Here is an 18,272-nt window from a genome sequence, read left to right as displayed (position 1 = left end):
CGACTTGGTTATAGATATGAAGGGCAAGTTTATAGAATTGTCTTTGGTTGGAAGGTTCGCCTTCTGGGGACAAACTTTTTGAGCCTTTCATAAGGTCAATTTCGTCTGAAAAGAATTTGTATGGCTTACTTGTGCCTTCTTCCACTCAGTTAGCATAGTTGGTTGGTTTAAGTAGTTCAAGGGCACTGATTTTAAGGCTATTGAGAGTGTTTTTGAAGGTTGGGTTATCAATGAGCTCATAGAAAGTTTTCTTATCGTCGTTGAGCATATTCATAAGGTTAAGGTTGAAATCAACTCAGTTGGCAAGTAGTTTGAGTGATAGAGAGCTGATGTTTGAGTTCATAATGGCTCTAAAAGGCGACATATAAAATTCATTGCCGTAAAAACCAGCGGGATCTCAGCGACCATCAGGGCAACCGCCGCTTTTTAATACAAAAACACCAATAGGATCTTTTTTGTCAGGCGTTCCATTAGCATAATAATTATCATTGTAATATAAGTCAAAACCTTCATAACCACCTTTATAGCTATGTTGATAACCTTTTACACTTTTAATATGGAGTGGGTGGTTTGGATCACTATAAGCAGTGTTTATTCTCCTTTGGAGAAAATGACGGTCAGTTCTTTCATAAAATCTTTTTGAATATGTATGCATATCATCAAATGAATAAAAACCATAATCAGACTCTTTATTATTATCAAAAGACAATCAATTAAAATCATCTGGTGAGACAAAATCTTGATATTTTGGAGAACCAAAATAAAAAATATTAAAACCATATAATTTTTTAGCTGCTGGATGACCATTATACATTTCACCATAAATTTCAGCTAATTCATCTAAATTATAAGTAGAAGCTTCTGTAAGATGTGTCCCTAATCTTTTTTCTTGTTTTGTGCCTAAAACTTTTTCATCTGACTTTAATCTTTCATATCTTTTCTTAATTTGAGAAGTGTTTCCATGTTTATTTATTTGTAATACATAATCATAATAAGACTTAACACCGCCAATATAAAGAGATTTATATGGGTCATTAAACATTCATTGTGGTCTATACCCTTTAAGATCCTCAACTAAAAATTTATCTGTATCATTAAAAACAGCTGGGTTTTTATCTAATGATTCAATAGTGTTATAGTTAGTTTTAAATGCGCTAAGTTTATTAAACGTAGTTTCATTTGTTGTTTCACCATTAGTAGATGAATTGTTTGATTGACCGCTTGTTGAACTATTATCTGGATCTGGTGTTGGACTTGGTTTTGGTTCTGGTATTCTTCCAAATTTAAAAGAACCACAAGAAATTAGGGGTTTAGCACTGCAAACAATTAGGGAAGACACAGGAACTAAAGCAAGAGCGCTCTTTAATATCTTATTTTTAATCATAATTAACTCCTTATGTTATATTTATTTAAGTTTTAATAAAAAAGATTAATATAAACTAAATTATATTAAACTTTAAACTGTTATTCTATTGGTTGCTTTAATTTTCTTTGATATCTATCATAATCTCTGGTAATGTCGTAAATTTCTTGGTAGATATAATAAGAAAAGAATTCTTGAATAGTTCTGGCTTTTACATCATTGATAGCATCTCCAAGGTCTCAAACTTGTCTTTTCTTTAAATAGTCAAACATATTGTCTTCATCAACAGAGTTTTTAGCTACTTTATGCATTAGGGCTTTAATAAAATTTACGCCATTAATTTCTTTTTCATAATATACATGATATTCAGAACTAATTTCTTTAATAAATGTATTAGCTAATTTAGATACAGGTATAGATGTGCTCTTATTGCTTTGAGCAAATTTTGAAAATTCTTTTAAATCATCTTTACTCATTTGTTTTCAATTCATAAATTCTCCTTTTTAATTATTGTGTTGTTGTATAACAGGAATAATTTAGGTGGAATTCCACCTTTATATTTCCTGTTTACTAATAGCGCCAAAAACTCTTATTTGCCACTTTAAATTTTTGCCTTTAATAGGCCATGTTCTCCATCTATATTCTTCTGTTGCTGGATCTTTAAATCAAGAAGCTAAATTAAAAGAATAATCTTTGCGATATGAGATTACAGCAAATTTGCAATCAGGCGTAAATTTAATAAAAGGTTCAACAACTGTAAATCTTTTACCTGCTAATCAATAATCTGGGTGTTGCACTTTTAAATAAGGCATTTTAACTATATATTCTCTCTTACTATAAGGAGATGGTTTTACTCACTCCGCAGGCACTCAAAATGTGTCTCAATCGTTAGCAGTGTATTGTTTGGGTTCAGGTTCTGGATCTGCTTTTTCAAATTTTTTAATTAACTTTGTATTAGGAATTTCATCTAAAACAAAAGGCGCTTCAACTGTGCCGTTAGTAGAATTAGATGCTTCTAATAAGTCAATTTCATCAGTTCTAATTGATAAATCATCATCTCATTTTTCATCATTTTTTGGGTTCATTTGTATCTCCTTTTTTAACTGTTTTATAGGCTAAAAAGCAAAAAATCATTATAAAAAGACTATAAAACTATAATTTAAGTGTATATTTTCCTTTTTAGGCTATTTTATAAATCTTTTTGATAATCTAATTGCTTGCTTTTCTTGTTTAATTTTGTCTCGTTTTAAATTAAAATAAATTTCTTTCATTGCTTTATGATGAATGTTTTGATGGGCATATAAATTAACATCTAAGCCATCTCTAAGACCTTGATATATTCAAAACATTTGAGCATATCTAAATGCTGGGTCAGAATAATAAGAAACATCTAAACCTTTTTTAAGTCCCTTATATATAAGTTCTGCTTGTTTTTTAGTGTAGTCATTATTATCAATTAAGCTTGCGAACGTCATTGCTCCATTCCTTTCTCTAATTCAAGTAATTCTCTTTTAAGTTTCATTAATGCTATATCGCATGTTTTATAAGCATAAGACGAAACATCTATGCCGTGTTCAAGTCCTTTACGAATTTGGAATAATTGTTTTTCGTTAAAACCTAATTTTCTATATTCATTTACTTTTTCATTAATTTCTTTTCAATTCATTGTTTTATTCTCCTTACTCCACATAATTATTAGCCGTCTAAGTGACCAACATTTTCAACTTTTGGTGACCCGTTTTTAAGTCTTTGTTTAATTTTTTCACGTTTTAATATTTGATTGTCTATCTCTATAATTTCCTCTACTTTAAAACCATGTTTTGCTATCATTTCATCATCAATAAACTTTTGACTCAGTTTATTAGCATAGTCTATATATTTATTCAATAGCCGTTTTTTATCATCTTGAAAATAATCTAAATTGTCTAAATACTTGTCTAAATGATTGAAAAAAGCATCATAAAAACCTGTATTAGATTGAAACACAATTAAATCATTAATATTAATTAAATCTTGTGGTTCATTTCACCGCCTGATAAATGAAAATTGAATTCTATAATCAATTTCAGAGACTTGATTAATATATTCATTTTGTAAGCATTCTTTTAGTTTTTCATAATCAATTTGATTAGTTTCTTGGTTATATCACTGGTTGTGTTTTCATATATAAGTGTTTTTTTCTTTACAAAACTTTATAAATTTATTTATAAGTTCTGGTTTGTGCCTTATATCATCAACAAAAGCACTATAAATTGTGTAATAGTTAAATCCAATATCTTTATTGAAGTTTTTAACTATATTGCTTATTCTGTTATATATAGTGCTATCACTTTCTATAACAGTAATTCCATATGCTTTTAGTTTATTCTCAAAGCATAACCTTGGGTAGTCATTTGGTTGTCTTTTAATATATCTATACATATTTCTCCTTACGCTTTAAAATAAATTAATCTTTTTCAGACTGATTAGCCTTTTTAGCTAAACGCTTTTGCTTAAAATAAATAATCATTTTTACAAAGTTCATTATGAATGTAGTTAAACAGAAAAAAGATAATAAACAGACTAAAACTATTGCTATAATCAGTTGCTGCATTACATACCTCCCTCAATTTAATACGATGTCGCAAATAGCAAAATAAATAACGAAGCACACAAATAAGGCGACACCTATTAATCATTTTGCTTTATACCATTTACTCATTAACTTTTTCATAGTTGGTTAAACACTTATTTTCTTGTTGCGTTTTCTAATGATAATTACAGTTGCTATAACAGCACTTGCAAGTAGAGAAAAGAATACAACAGATGAAATTCATATAATTTTTTGTTTTTTATCATGGTTAATATCGTATTTTGAGTTTATGTAATTATTAATAGTGAAAGAGTTAGAACCTTTTCATCTTTTAGCTTCTGGTTTAACTTTAAAAGCAAACTTACATTGTTTGATAAAGTATTCTATGTTTTTGATTGTTATTTTCTTATCATCTTGTGTATTTAACAAGTCATAGAATTCTTTGGTATCAAAAATCACAGTTTTGTCTTTAATTGTTATTTCAAGCAATAAGTCTTGTCATAATTTACCTGTTGAATTAGGAATATTTGATTCAATATGATTAATAATCATATTTTTAATATATTCATTGTTTTTACTGTTATTAAATGAATGTGTAAAAATATCTAAATCATCAAATTGATATTCACTAATATTAATAGGTTTATTAGTCTTAGCTAATTCTGCTACTGCTTTACTAATTTTCATAGTAATTTTTAAATTAGCTAAATTAGATAATTGCTTAAATAAAGGCTTAATTTTAATGTTAAAGTCTTGTATATAATAATTCCCTGCTTCTTTTGATAAACTCGTATTAGATAAAGAATTTAATAGGTTTTCAAGTGGAAGTTTTATTGCTATCTGTGAGAATAATTTAATTAACTCAGTTGGTTTAGAACAATCTTTAAGATGATTATCAAAATGAGTTCATATTTTATAAATGATAATTTTCTTTAATAATAGCTCATGTCTTTCGGCAGGTGTATTAGGACTATGAGACCCAATATTAAGAAAATCAAGTCATTTTTTCATTTCAATAAGGCCTTGAGAACTTATTCTATTTATAAATAAGTCATTAGCATAGGTTTCATATAAATCTTGCTTTTTAGAGGTAAATTCTGTTATAACTGTGCTTCAATTAAGGGTCTGCTTATCAACTTCAACAGTTTCTAAGTTATCAACTTGAATGTCTAATAATGGTAATTTTTCTAATATTTTAGAAATATCGCCACTATAACCAGTCATCTTATGATTGAATACTTTTATAGACTTAGTTGCATCTTTTCATAGCTCAAGCACTTCTTTTAACACTAACAATTTATTAATTTCTTCCTTGTTATTAATATAAAAGTTTTGTTCTTTTATATCATTAATTAATTCCTTTTTAGCTTTTTCATATTCTTTTGATGATGAAATTTTGTTTAAGCTTTTACTGTTTATTTCTTCCTTAGTTTTAATTTGTTCTTTATATCAGTTAAGAACAGGTTCAAACTTAGTAGGTTGTTTTTTAAATCAGGTTTCAACTAATTCATATGTTTGTAGCATTAGTTTATTAGCGTCATAAATTAGTTTAGATTGCTCTTTTTTGTCTAAGGCTAATAAGTAAGCAAAATCTTTATTATTAGGGTCTTTTTGCTTAATCATTTCTTTAACTTCTAATAAGATTTCTCAGTCGATTAAAAGGTTTAAATATTTAATTATTTCACTGTTTAATAGGGTTTTTAGTTTAAGCGTCTCATTAACGTATTTAATTTTATTTTGTTCTAATAACTCAGTATCAGTTAATGCTTCTCTATATTCATCACTTAATAAATAATCAGTCTTAGTAAGTTTTGTAAGATAAAAATGTTTTAAGAATTCTAAGATAAATTCTTTTTGACTTTTTTGATTATTTTCGTCAGTTAGATAAGTTAAATATCTAATAGAGTTTAAAACTGTTTTGCTTAATTCCTCGTCAATTTCGTTTTTATCATTAGCATCATTTAATGGAATGTTTTCTGGTTCATAACTATTAAAAGGGTTAGAATAAGCAGGAAACTTAACATTGCTTAAAGATAAAACAGTTTGAGATAATACATATATAAATTTAATATTATTTATAGTAAAGTACTTATCATTAGTTTCAATAACTAACTCTTTGTTATCATTTCTAAATTTAACTGTAAGTTTAATACTATTTAAAAGTTCCTTAAAAGTAATCACTTTGCCATTTATTGTGATGCTTTGACCTTTATTCAATAACTGACCAGTAATAATAAATGAGCTAATGCTATCTTTAATTAACTTTATTAAATCATCGTTGTTGTTAATTCAGTCATCAACAGTTCTTTGAGCTAAATTAGTTTGAATATTTGCTTCATCGTATCTTAACTCTATTGATTGCTCATCAGTAAGTCCCAATCTATTTAATAAAGGCACAAAATTAAGTCTTATGACTTGTTTTGACTCTTCATCAAAAATAAACTGAAAAATAGAATTAGCATTTGGACTAATATTTAAGTTTAAATCATACATTCATGATTCACTGTCTTTTGTAGCAGTTGATTCATCTTTAATTTCAAGCATATCAAGTCTAATATCAGGTTTTACTTCTTGATAGTAGGTTAAAATCTTATTATTCTTTAAAGTATTAAAGAACTCATTAAAAACTGCTATTAATTCATCATCAACAATCTTTGTTTTTGCTTTATAAATATCTTCTCCGTTTTCATGAGTAACAGAAAATCAATCTCTGCGGTTTTTAATTAAATAATCCTTAAAGTCTTCTTTAATTAACTTATCTTTATTAAATTTAGAGAAATAAACCTTTAATTTAACTTCGTTTTTACTTAAAAACTCTTCATACCATTTAATTAATTTATTGTAATTATTTAATGGTCTTTTCTTTTCAATTAAGTCTTGATAAAATATACTGAAAAATTTAGATGTTTCATTAAATTCTGCTAAATTGCCAGTATTTTTTAACTGTTCCTTAGCAATATCTAATGCTTTTGCTTTAACAGTATCTTTTTCATTTAATTTATCTACATTTTTATAAACTAAATAGTATTTAGATATACCAAATCTTTGTTTTGCTTTATAAAGATAAATATCTCCTTGGTCATCATTATAAGTATTTTGCTCTCAATCAAGAAACAATGGTTTTTCATAAAGAAAAGCCTTTTGATTGTGGTCATAGCGATATTTGTCTATGTATTCAAAAGCATTAGGAAACTCTATTTTATAGCCAGCATCAGCATAGATAACTTTACAGATAACAGAATTATCTTGCTCATCAGTTCATCATTTAAGCTTTTTGAAGTCCTCTTTATAAGGTCAATCAAAGAAATCATTTACTTGATTATTCAATTTTTTAATTACAGTTTGATTAAGTGTAAGAATTTCTTCATATGTTCCAGTTTCTTTATTTATTCTCTCATCATAATTAGGGTTTTCAATTTGGTTATTTTCACTATCTAATTCAGGTTCGCCAATTGCTTTTAACTTTTTATCACTAATTTTTTGAGCGTGTTCAAAGTTTGCATTCGGGTCTCAGTTTTCTATTTTAAACTGTAAATCAGCATTAATATCAGTTTTCAATTTAGCGAATAAATCTTCTGTAACGGTATAAAGTTTAGTTTTACCATTTAAGGCACCGTTTTCATCTAAATCATAAACTTTAACTTGAATTTTTAGTTTTGTCTCTTTAAAATTAGCTAAAAGAAATTTAGAACCATTATTTACACCTAATGGTTTCTCATTAATAATTAATTCTTCATTTTCATCTAACGATCTTTTTAATTCTATATAGCCTTGTGAAAGTTGATATAAATCATCTTCATTAGGCTTTTGAATAGTATATTGTTTAGATATTTCTAAGGCATTATTGTTTAATTGCTTATCATCTTTTGGGTTGTCTCCTTTTAAATTAAAAAAGTTTTGGTATTCTCAGTTACTATTAGTTTTTTTAGGGAAATTTATACTAAATCGTTCTCATCAATAAGGCTTAAAGTCAAAGTCAACTAATTTAATTTCATGGGGTTTGTCTTTAAAAGTATATGTAACTTTTCTGCCTTGATAATCAATGCTTATCTTATCTTTAAAAACATCATCTAAGTATTCACCATCTCCCTTGTAGCCTAAATTAGTTTTAAGATTTTGAAAGCCGTTGTTTTTTCTTCATTCTTTGTATTCAACTTCGCTTCTAATAGGAAAAAAGGTATTTAAATAATTTCAATGATTATTAAAAGCATCATATTCAATATTAAATTCAACTTGGTTTAAATTTAATGAATGTAATTTGTATCTGTATTCAACAAAATTTATGTTAACTACTTGATTATTGAATTCACCAATCGCACCGGTTTTAAAATTACGAAATTTAGCACTTCTATTATAATAATAATATTTATAGTCATATAAATCATCAGGATCTTCATAGTTGCCGTTTTCATCAATAAATTCGTATCTATCTAAACTTTTTCATAAAAGATCGTTATGTCTAAATAATATATTAGATTCTGTTGTAAAGAAATCTGAATGTACATTTCATGAATCGTCTTCACTTATCCTAAATATACTTTCGCCATATGCTTTTTGACATCATCAAAAACGGTCTGATCAAAAAGCTTGTTGCAGTGCTTCGTCGGTTTTATATTGTATTCTCTTGTACGTTCTTTTATTGGTGTACGTTCTATATTGAAAATGTTCAACTCCATAGCCTTTATCTCGCCAATATCTCAAAAAACTATACAAGTCTCAAAGTCTATCATTAATCTTTTCAATGTGTCCACGATCACATAGGTTTTTTTGTTGGGTTCATTTATAATCATAATTTCATAATAATTTTATGGTGATTCTTACGTCTTTTTTATTACTATATCTATCCATTATTTTCATACATTTTTGTCATTTATCAAATTGGGTCTGATAATCTGCCCGTTCTTTTCCATAGCTAAGATTAATTGTTTGACCATTATTTAAATAAATTTTCTTGTCATTACATATCATTTCCCATTGTTTTCAAGTAAGCCCAAAAGTTACAATTGATTTTCTGTGATAAAGTATTCCTCCATGGACTTTGTCTACTATCGGATAATTTTTTTTATCATGATAAACCCAAAAATCATTACCATAGTGGTTTTTATCTAAACTAATATCTGGACTATATGGTATTAAATCAGCAGTTCCTTTTTCTTCTGTTCTATCAAAAACAATAGTTTCTGGTTGTATATGCACTCATTCAGGTTCTCCATTTATTGCTCTGGTACTATGATTCAACGACGCAGACATAAAAATTAAAGGTATAGACAAAATAGAGCCACCAGCGACTAAGTTTAAAATCTTTTTCTTATTCATAAGAACCTCCATAATTTATGATGTATTTAAAGTATTTTTATTTATAAACAACTTCTTTTAATTGATTAATAACATTAGATAAAAACTCTAAATAACTTTCATAGTAGCTATAATTCTTTTCTTGTTCTGCTAATGATGCTTCTGTTTCTACTAATGTATTAACAAATGAAGTTTTAAATTCTGATTCATCAACTTTTGCTAATAACTGGTCAATTTCAATTTTTAAGTTGCTAATTAATGTCTTAAATTTAGTAAAGTCATTGAATAACAAGTTCTTTTCAAAATCGTTATAGTAAATAGCAGTTTGATAATGACATTTTTCTCATAAGAATAATAAGGCTTGCCCTGTTTCAGCATTAGCTAAAAACTTCAACTCATTATCACTTAATGCCTGTGTGGTTTTATACATATTTTCAATTGCTTCAATATCAATTTGTTTAGCTTGAAAGAATACGTTATATTGTATGTTTCCAAGTATTTTATAGGCATTTTGAGAAATATCAACAACGTTTTGAGTGGTTAAAATAATTGAACCGTTATACTTTCTAATAGTCTTTGTAGTATCAATTAAAAAGTTTCTAATTTCTTTTGTTTCTTCTTTTAAAAACAAGTGGGCTTCATCTACTAATAAAATAGTTTTGAAACTTGCATTTTTAATTGAGTTGATACTAATTTTGTTGTTAATAATTTTAAGTAATAAGTAAATTTGAGCTATTGAAGCACTTTGATTTTGTTGCTCCATAAGGGCTTTTGTATCAAAGACAATAAACTTATTATTAAGTTGTATATTTGACTGACTATTAAATAGGTTTTTATAATTCTTTTGTTGATTAAACAGATAATCAAACCTGTTATAAAGTTTTATAGCACTATCTTTAAACAGTTTTTGTTCTGTTTCGTCTTTTCAAGTTGCTTTCTTTAATTCAGTGATTAACTCACTCATCAGCGGTTTATCTAACTTAATTAATTCTTCATAAGACTTACAGTTAAAGTATTTATATTTAGTGTAAATTTTGTTTAATAATCTACCAATAATTAAGTTATCAACTTCGTTTAAGTCTCTAAAAACAATGTCTAATCAACTAACAACAAAGTCAATATGGTTTTCAACCACACTATAAACATTAATTTTATTATTATCATTTAAATCAATCTGTATTTCTAATGGGTTAATAATAGTATTTAGACCATTTTTTAAGTCTATATATTCACCATTACATTGCTTGCAGATATCTTTATATTCTTGTTGTGGGTCAATAATAATTATTTGTCCGTTATCATAGTATTCATTCAATAACATTTTTTTACTTAGTGTACTTTTACCACTACCTGATGTTCCAATGATTATCATATTGTTATTCTTTCTGTTCTTGTCTTTATAGAATAAGTCAAACAATAAAGGAGTTCCATCAGATTTTTGGCACGCTAATATAAAGTCATTGCCATCATTAAGCACTTCAGTATTTCAAGGTCAAGAATTACCAACCATATCAGAGATAATTTGATTACTTGTATTTAATCTATCATTAGGAATGAGTTGAATTTGATTTCAGGCATTTAACTGATTCAATGAATAACTAAAAAGTTTTATTCTTTCATCTCTTGCGTTTTCAGTGTTTTGTTTCTCTAATTCCTTAAGCTCACTATGTGATTGTGCTCTATTAAAGATATAAACACATGAATCAAATAGTTTTCTTGACTTAGATTTAACAATACTGTCAATTAATTCATTATAAATGTCATATTCATATTGTCTTTTCTTGTTTCTTAGAACTTTTCTTGAAACAGTTTGAGCATCAGAACCCATTTTGACATTAGCATATTCAAGCATACGCTCTGCTTTCTTTTGCTCAATAGCAGATAAAGTTCATATAACAATTGAGTTAGAGTTATAAAGACTATTCATATAGCCATAATCAACTTCATAGTCGAAACCATCAATAGACTGAACTGAAAAGAAGTTATTATCTGCTTGAATATGGTCTCTTTTAATAGTTAGCTCATTAAATTTTAATAATTTAAATAAGTCAATTTTTGAGTCTTTGTTTTGTGATATTAATAAGTCAATATCATTTTTACTAATATTAGGAATATTGTAAAACTTAACCATAAAGTCAATGATTTTATCAAGTGTTAATTCATTAACTAAAAGACCAGAATTGATAAATATTTCTTTAACTAAATTTGTATTTTCCATCAGTGAAACAGACGAATTAGCATAAATGACTATGTAATAATTTTGATAATCATTATTAGCAAATTTTTCTAAGTCTTGTTGCTTTTGTGATAAATAAGTTGATGAGTTATTATCAACAAAAACCTTTGATTTTGACTGCGCTTTTGCTAAATTAACCTGTAAGTTTATAACATTAGGCATCTTCACAATTGAAAAGGCACAACCTATTTTATTTAAATTTTCATTAAGATTAGTCATAAGTCTATCTTGCTCATAATGGTCGTATTTAAAAATAGAATTACCTTGCATTGCTAAGATTTTCATTTGATAGGTTTTAATATTCTTTTTATTCTCTTGTTTCTTTGAACTTGAACTTGCACTGTTTAAATATAAAATTCCATCTCTGTCTAAATATCTATAAAGCATAAGATTATAGATTTCGTTTTTTCTGTATTTCTTTTTCATAACCAAAAATTTGAACCAGAAAAAGACATATTGATAAACTTTATATCTTGAACCTCTTACTTTAATAAATAGTGAAATAATAACTACTAAACCTAAACAACCAATAGTCACCTTATTTATCATTTTAATATGTGGCAAACCATAAATAGTTAAAAGCACTAAGAATATACCAAGAGCAAAAAATAACAGTAAATCATATCAAGTGATTCAAGCAAAAATGTAATTGTTATTTCTTCTTAACGGTTTACATTGTTTCATTTGTTTCTCCTTTGTTATTTCTTCATTTTTTGAGCCATTTTAGCCATCTTAGCAAGCGCTGGTGAAATTAATGTTAATAATGCTTGTTTTAATTTTCCAGCAGTATCATCTCCACCTTTACCATTGGCTCCAGAAGCGCCTTTTTTATTAGAGTTAGCCATTTTAGTGTTTTCTTTTGGTTGTTTTACTTTGCTATCATTCTTGTTTTTATCAGCAGAAACAGATTTAGTTTCCTTGGTTTCTGTTTTTTTCTCTTTATCAGTTGTTTTTTCTTTTTCTTTATCTTTTGAACCTTTTTTGCTTGGAACTTTTACACCCTTAGCATAAGCATCTAAGTTAAAGAAATACATAATTCTGGTTATCATTTCATTAAAGGCAAAACAAGAGCCAGCCATTATTCCAATTGCTAAGATTGGTTTAACAAAACCAGATGATATTTTTCCTTGTGTAAAGTCCTTAATAATGCCTGTTAATGAGCCAGATATAACTTCCATAATGACTAATAGCATTATGAGAGATATAAGAATAATTAAAGTAGCTAAGAAACATTCAAAAGTCTTATTCATTCACTTCTTTAATGTCTCGCCACCTTCATCACCAACACTTTTAGCAATTCATACAGGAGCAGATAAAATGTAATAAAACTCATAGATTGCTGTTTTTACTATTCTTATAAAAACTCCCATCATAGTGTATAAGAGTGCTAAAAATGAGACAAACAAGCTTATTATCATTAATGGGCTCTGCCCCGTCTTAATATTCATAAAAGTATCTTTATTTACAATATAAGTTTTAGCAACTGTTGCCCACTGCTCTTTACCTGCCTTTGAATCAATGAATTCAGGAGATAAAACATTAAGGATAAAAGCAGCTAAATCAGCATCTTCACCTATTAAATAAACCTTAATTAACTCATAAATAGACATAACAGTAACAATTAAGAAGTAAATAATTGTGTAAATACCAATCATGAGCACAATACCAACACCTGTTCTTTTAGCTGCTTGCTTAAATTCAATTTGGTCTTCAATAGATTTCTGCCCTTTAAAAAATTTAAAGAGCACTAAACCAATCATTACCGCAGCGCCAATAGCACAAAAGATTAGGTATTTTTGCATAAATACAGTGTCGTATCTAATTTCAAAACCACCGAATATTAGATACATAGGCAGTTTAAAAGCTAAAAACTCAATCGCCATAAATGTTATCTTTAACAATCAAGCAAATGGAAATACCAGTATGTATCAAAACATATTGAAAAATAATCACAATATATTATTTATTAATGGATCAAACATAAAATTCCCTTATTTTGTATTATTTTTTTGTTTCTATACCAAATACGCTTGAAAAGTTTCAACCATTTGATTGTAATACAGCTAAAAAGGTTAGTAAGAATATACACATAATTACTGAAACGACAACTCAAATTAGTTTTCTTTTTTCATCTTTATATGTATCAGCACCAGCCTTTGACATCCTAAAAATTTGATAACCTAATCAACAAATAGTTCCTACTGTTGCTAACGTAATAAGAACTAATAAAATATTTCCAAACACAGCATAAATAGGTTGCACTGTGTTAGTAATTGATTCATTTACTTTGTCTCCAATCTTTCCGCCAGGTTGTGGGTCTTCTAAAAGTCTATATAGCATATTGCCTCCTTTAAATTCATTTATTAAATGTTTTGTAAGTCTTTAATTTCTATTAATAAAGTCTTATCATCTTGATATCAATAAGTTTTTATATGTTTTGATAAACAAGGTGTATCGCAAAAGTAATAATTATGCTTTCCATCTTGTATTACTATGCCTGTTGTTGATGCTTCTTTTGAACAATTCATACAACTTTTTATGTTATTTAATATAGGGTTCGCTTGATTGGTCTGCATTTTCTCACTTCCTGCTTAAATCATCAACAATTGCATCAGCACGTTTTCCGTTCATGTATGGTAATTTAGATAAACCATTAATATCTGCTTTACAAATTAGTTTTAAAACCTTCTCATAACCGTTACTATTTAATATAGCAAAGGCTGTTGATGGGCCAATACCATTTACGCTTAATAAGTCTATAAATAAAAGTCTTTCTTTATATTCTTTAAAAGCATAGGTAATACAGTAATATTCAGTTTTAATTTCATAAAGATATAGTATGTATTGCTTGCCTGCTTGAAAGTAATCAATATTAGGAACTATAAATTCGTATCCTGTATCATTGCTTTCAAAAAATACTTTTGATTTTGATTTATCAATCTGTATTATTCTCCCTACTCTATATATAAGCATTGTTTCTCCTTTTTGAATTTATCAGTTATAAAGTTTTTTATTAACCATATAAATTACATGTTGCATCCTGTTATGAAAGTCTCACATTTTCTTATTCAATTCATAATTAATTTGATTGTAAAAATATGAATAAGCATATTGATTTAAATAGTTATAAAAGTTTGGATCATTAACATAATATGTTTGTGCTTGGTGATTATTTGCTCCATAATAGCTATTAAATAAAACCAAATAAGTATTATTTAGCATCTGTTTTTCAACGTCAGATAATAAGTTAGCAACATTTGATTTAATCAACGTATCTGTTAATTTTGACTGAAAGTTATATGGTAAGTTATTAGATTGCATTATTTTCCTTTTCAACTGTTTTATAGTTAAATTTGATAAAGTGTACTAATGACTTTAATATATTTTGATACCTAAAAACTTTTTCAATAAAATTCATAAAATGGCTATAAACATCATCTGGTAAGGAGCCAAACGCATAACCTCTTTTATCATTATTTAAGTCATTTTTATGTTTGTTAAAACTGGTGCTAATATTTAAATCGCAGAGATAATATTCAAATGCTCTGGCGAATATTTCTGTGTTGCTTGTAAAATATTGTCCATTGTATTTAACATTCTTTTTAAACTTAATATCATGGCTATTAATTTGCTCATTGTAGCATTGAGTATATTTTTTAGCTAATTCATTAAACTCTAAACTCATAGACACAGGCAATATGCTATCTGTAAAGTTGAAATCTACTCTATGTGCATATTCATGTAAGAAACTGCTTATGTCTTTGTCGTTATTAATATTAATACCTATGGTATCTGCGAAAGGAAAATAAACACCAGAAACTTTTCTATGATTTAACTTTCTAAACCTTAATGCTGATATTTTATTGCTGTTATAAGCGCCAGCATTTAATAAAGGTAAGATTGAAGAGAATTCATTATCAATTCTGTCTATTAATTCTTTTTTGATATCTTTATCAAACTCTACTAATTTAAATATTTCATTAGTTATTTTAGAGTTATCTTTATCTTCAAAGATTAAAGAATTTGATTTTAAAGTTTGTCAGCTCTTAGCATAGACTTTTGAAGCATCTTCATTATATTTTCAGTATTGTGTTAGTAAGTTATATCTTTCTAATAAGAACAATAAGAAACTTTTTTCAGGCATAAATTGTTCATTCTTAGCCATAAAGTCATCTAAATTCTCTATTCCCAACTCCTTAGCCATTAGTTCTAAAGTAATTGCATTTCAATGTTTGCTAAAGAACTGATTTGTTGGGTAAATAACAACTCTATCATTTTCACCCATACGCGCTATGAAAAAACTTCTCATTCTTTTAAGTTGTGAATTATCAATTAAGAAATATTTATGGAGTTTGCTATTTTCATCATAACAGTGCAAAGCTTTTGTATTTTTTGGATAGTATTTTTTATAGAATAAATAGTCATATCTTTTTATTAAATCAAATGGAGTATCAACTAATTCCACTTTTGGAAAAACTCTTGACAATATTTCAATAATTTTATTTATTCTGGCGTGGTAATCAGGTCATACTGCTTCAAATAAATTGCTAATACCAGTAGCATCATTGCGCATTTTAACATCTAAATACCAGAAATTTTCTTTATTTGTTAAATCTGCTTTTTTGGACTGAATACTTAATTTATTTTTAATTAATTTTTCTAAAATTAAGTCTTTCGTAAAGAAAATATTTTTCATGGTTCTTTTCCTTTCTTTAATATTGAGTTTAATATTTAAGTTTTATTTTTAAGATGAATATTTAGACTTAAATTCTTCATATAAAAGTTTTATTTCTTCATTTAGATAATATGCAGCAATTTCGCCAATGTAGGGCTCATCAGTGGAATTTACGCCATCTGTTAAATTAACTATTTCTCTTTTGCTTAAATAGTCATAACACTCTTTAATTTCAGGGAATACTTCAAATGCTTCCTCTTCAATAATTTCAAAATAGTCAATTGGGCCATCATTGTTATAGTCATCATTTACTACTCTAATAAGTTCTTTGGCTTCATCGGTTGCTAATGACTTGTCTCATACGAATTCTCTAAATTGAATAAAGTCTTCATAGGTCATATCTCTATAATTACTAATTTTGTTCATCTTTTCTCCTTAATTTGTTATTTAAATGTCTGTTGGCTTTGTAAAACCAATTAAGGACACTTTGTTATGTATTATTAATTCTGATATTTTATTAACCACATGCATTTGGTCTTGAAGTGATATATAAGGCAATAAATCTAAGTCTTCTTTGTCGCTGTCTCATACAGATAGAAAGTCAGCAATATTCATTTTATAAATAGTTGCTACATCAACAGCTTTAGCTACTGTAATTTTGGCTTCAGCGCCGTTGTTAAGTATTCCATGCTCTATATCTATATTTAAAATGTCTCCATTATTTGCTTCTCCACTATCTTCTGTTAAAAGTGAAAGAAAATAAATTCAACTATCATTATCATCAACTATGACCATAACAGCATTAGACCTTAATGTGTGTTGCCCTTTAAGTGCATCAATAAATTCTTGTTGTAAGAAAAATGGTTTTAAAATAGGAATATCTATTTTTATTTGTTTTTTCTTTGTTGATTTACTCATTATTTGCTCCTTTGGAATTTCTATTTTTTCTACTTATATCTTTTGTTTCAATTCCTAATCAACCATTAAATTTTGTAATCTCTTTTGATATGTTTAGACAATTAAACTCCTCTAATTTAGTTAATGTTTCATTATTTAAATCATCAATAAAATTGTTTTTTATACTTAAAATATCATCTTTATTAAGTGATAGTTCCTCTAAAATATCACTTTCAACTTCATTTCAAATAAGGGTTATATTTTCAACATCTGGCTGAATTAAATAATCATCATATTCACCAAATTCATTATGAAATTTAACAACTGTTTCTTTCTCAGGCAAAATACCATAATAAATAACTTCTTCTAATAATGGTTCGACAAATACTTTTTTATTTTTTTTATTGAAAACTTCATCATCTAAAAAATTATTATTTCATCGTTCTCTGAGACTTTCTCCACTAATTTTTTTAGCATCAACATAGTTTTGAATGTTTTTATTTAAAAAATAAAAAACACTAAATTCTTCTTGTTCTAATAAATCAGTATCAACTTTTTTTAGTTTATTAGTAGGAATAACATATGCCTTAATTAAATTTTCATTTTTTAATCTATCATAGTTATATCTCTGTGAAAAATTAAATTTACCCATAACTTGCTCCTTTTATTATTTAAATACATGACTTTTCTTACTTTTTAATTTTTTTAATTTTTAAATTGTCACAACCTTTAAAGACATCAACGCCCATTTTTACTCCATCAGGTATATTAATTTCTTTTAAATTATCACAACCACGAAAAGCATATTTTCTAATTATTTTTACACCATCAGTGAGTTTAATGCTTTTTAAACTTGCACAACCATTAAAAGCATATTCTCCAATTTCTTTAAGACTATTAGGAAGTGTGATGCTTTCTAATTTTCAACAATCAAAAAAGGCCTCTTTTCCAATTATTTTTACACCATCAAGGAGCTTAATGCTTTCTAAGTTTCAACAATTATGAAAAGCCTTTTTGCCAATTTCTTTAAGATTATTAGGAAGTGTGATGCTTTCTAAATTTTCACAACTCTGAAAAACACCTCGGCCCATTTCTTTAAGACTATTAGGAAGTGTTATACCTTTTAAGTTTTTACAACCATTAAAAGCATATTCTCCAATTTCTTTAAGACTATTAGGAAGTTTAATGCTTTCTAAATTTCAACAACCATTAAAAGCATATTCTCCAATTGTTT

General features: G+C 26.9%; 18 protein-coding genes. All 18 read right to left on the bottom strand.

What is annotated here, in order from left to right; all coding sequences use genetic code 4:
- On the bottom strand, positions 1-1,384 hold a 1,384-nt coding region (locus T386_RS0102705; RefSeq protein ID WP_029513620.1), incomplete at its 3' end, for a hypothetical protein.
- An 80-nt stretch (positions 1,385-1,464) separates the two neighbouring features.
- Positions 1,465-1,854 carry a hypothetical protein gene (locus tag T386_RS0102700; protein WP_029513619.1) on the bottom strand — a complete coding sequence of 130 codons (390 nt, stop codon included), beginning with the start codon at positions 1,852-1,854 and terminating at the stop codon, positions 1,465-1,467.
- A gap of 63 nt (positions 1,855-1,917) precedes the next feature.
- Positions 1,918-2,448 carry a hypothetical protein gene (locus T386_RS0102695; RefSeq protein WP_029513618.1) on the bottom strand — a complete coding sequence of 177 codons (531 nt, stop codon included), beginning with the start codon at positions 2,446-2,448 and terminating at the stop codon, positions 1,918-1,920.
- A gap of 99 nt (positions 2,449-2,547) precedes the next feature.
- Complete coding sequence (locus T386_RS0102690) at positions 2,548-2,838, bottom strand: hypothetical protein (RefSeq protein WP_029513617.1); 291 nt, start codon at positions 2,836-2,838, stop codon at positions 2,548-2,550.
- The gene (locus tag T386_RS0102685) at positions 2,820-3,029 is read right to left on the bottom strand and encodes a hypothetical protein (RefSeq protein WP_029513616.1); all 210 of its coding nucleotides are present in this window, start codon (positions 3,027-3,029) and stop codon (positions 2,820-2,822) included. The genes T386_RS0102690 and T386_RS0102685 overlap by 19 nt, the downstream gene beginning before the upstream one ends.
- Positions 3,030-3,058: 29 nt before the next feature.
- The gene (locus T386_RS0102680; protein WP_029513615.1) at positions 3,059-3,784 is read right to left on the bottom strand and encodes a hypothetical protein; all 726 of its coding nucleotides are present in this window, start codon (positions 3,782-3,784) and stop codon (positions 3,059-3,061) included.
- Positions 3,785-4,082: 298 nt separating this feature from the next.
- Entirely contained in the window at positions 4,083-9,251 is a 5,169-nt protein-coding gene (locus T386_RS0102670) for a ligand-binding sensor domain-containing protein (RefSeq protein ID WP_029513614.1), read from the bottom strand.
- 37 nt (positions 9,252-9,288) lie between these two features.
- On the bottom strand, positions 9,289-12,150 hold the full coding sequence (locus tag T386_RS0102665; RefSeq protein ID WP_029513613.1) for an Mbov_0397 family ICE element conjugal transfer ATPase: 2,862 nt from the start codon (positions 12,148-12,150) through the stop codon (positions 9,289-9,291).
- A gap of 14 nt (positions 12,151-12,164) precedes the next feature.
- Complete coding sequence (locus T386_RS0102660) at positions 12,165-13,403, bottom strand: Mbov_0396 family ICE element transmembrane protein (RefSeq protein ID WP_408633473.1); 1,239 nt, start codon at positions 13,401-13,403, stop codon at positions 12,165-12,167.
- 64 nt (positions 13,404-13,467) lie between these two features.
- Complete coding sequence (locus tag T386_RS0102655; RefSeq protein WP_029513611.1) at positions 13,468-13,806, bottom strand: hypothetical protein; 339 nt, start codon at positions 13,804-13,806, stop codon at positions 13,468-13,470.
- A 23-nt stretch (positions 13,807-13,829) separates the two neighbouring features.
- Complete coding sequence (locus T386_RS04530) at positions 13,830-13,994, bottom strand: hypothetical protein (protein ID WP_156935933.1); 165 nt, start codon at positions 13,992-13,994, stop codon at positions 13,830-13,832.
- A 13-nt stretch (positions 13,995-14,007) separates the two neighbouring features.
- On the bottom strand, positions 14,008-14,439 hold the full coding sequence (gene ruvA, locus T386_RS0102650; protein ID WP_051622786.1) for a Holliday junction branch migration protein RuvA: 432 nt from the start codon (positions 14,437-14,439) through the stop codon (positions 14,008-14,010).
- Positions 14,440-14,457: 18 nt separating this feature from the next.
- Positions 14,458-14,787, bottom strand: a complete 330-nt coding sequence (locus T386_RS0102645) for a hypothetical protein (protein ID WP_029513609.1) — start codon at positions 14,785-14,787, stop codon at positions 14,458-14,460.
- Positions 14,777-16,162 (bottom strand): hypothetical protein, encoded by a 1,386-nt coding sequence (locus T386_RS0102640; protein ID WP_029513608.1) that lies wholly within the window; start codon positions 16,160-16,162, stop codon positions 14,777-14,779. Before T386_RS0102640 ends, T386_RS0102645 begins: the two co-directional genes overlap by 11 nt.
- 48 nt (positions 16,163-16,210) lie before the next feature.
- Positions 16,211-16,567 (bottom strand): hypothetical protein, encoded by a 357-nt coding sequence (locus T386_RS0102635; RefSeq protein WP_029513607.1) that lies wholly within the window; start codon positions 16,565-16,567, stop codon positions 16,211-16,213.
- A 21-nt stretch (positions 16,568-16,588) separates the two neighbouring features.
- Positions 16,589-17,059 (bottom strand): hypothetical protein, encoded by a 471-nt coding sequence (locus tag T386_RS0102630; RefSeq protein ID WP_029513606.1) that lies wholly within the window; start codon positions 17,057-17,059, stop codon positions 16,589-16,591.
- Positions 17,052-17,690 (bottom strand): hypothetical protein, encoded by a 639-nt coding sequence (locus tag T386_RS0102625; RefSeq protein ID WP_029513605.1) that lies wholly within the window; start codon positions 17,688-17,690, stop codon positions 17,052-17,054. The genes T386_RS0102630 and T386_RS0102625 overlap by 8 nt, the downstream gene beginning before the upstream one ends.
- Before the next feature lie 37 nt (positions 17,691-17,727).
- Positions 17,728-18,272, bottom strand: a 545-nt coding sequence (locus T386_RS0102620) for a leucine-rich repeat domain-containing protein (protein ID WP_156935932.1), incomplete at its 5' end; no start/stop codon positions are given.

The organism is Mycoplasmopsis primatum ATCC 25948 (genome assembly GCF_000702785.1).
GTDB classification, from domain to species: Bacteria; Bacillota_I; Bacilli_A; order Mycoplasmatales; family Metamycoplasmataceae; genus Mycoplasmopsis; species Mycoplasmopsis primatum.
Note: the sequence above shows the minus strand (reverse complement) of the source record. Positions and strands in the feature narration are given on the sequence as shown.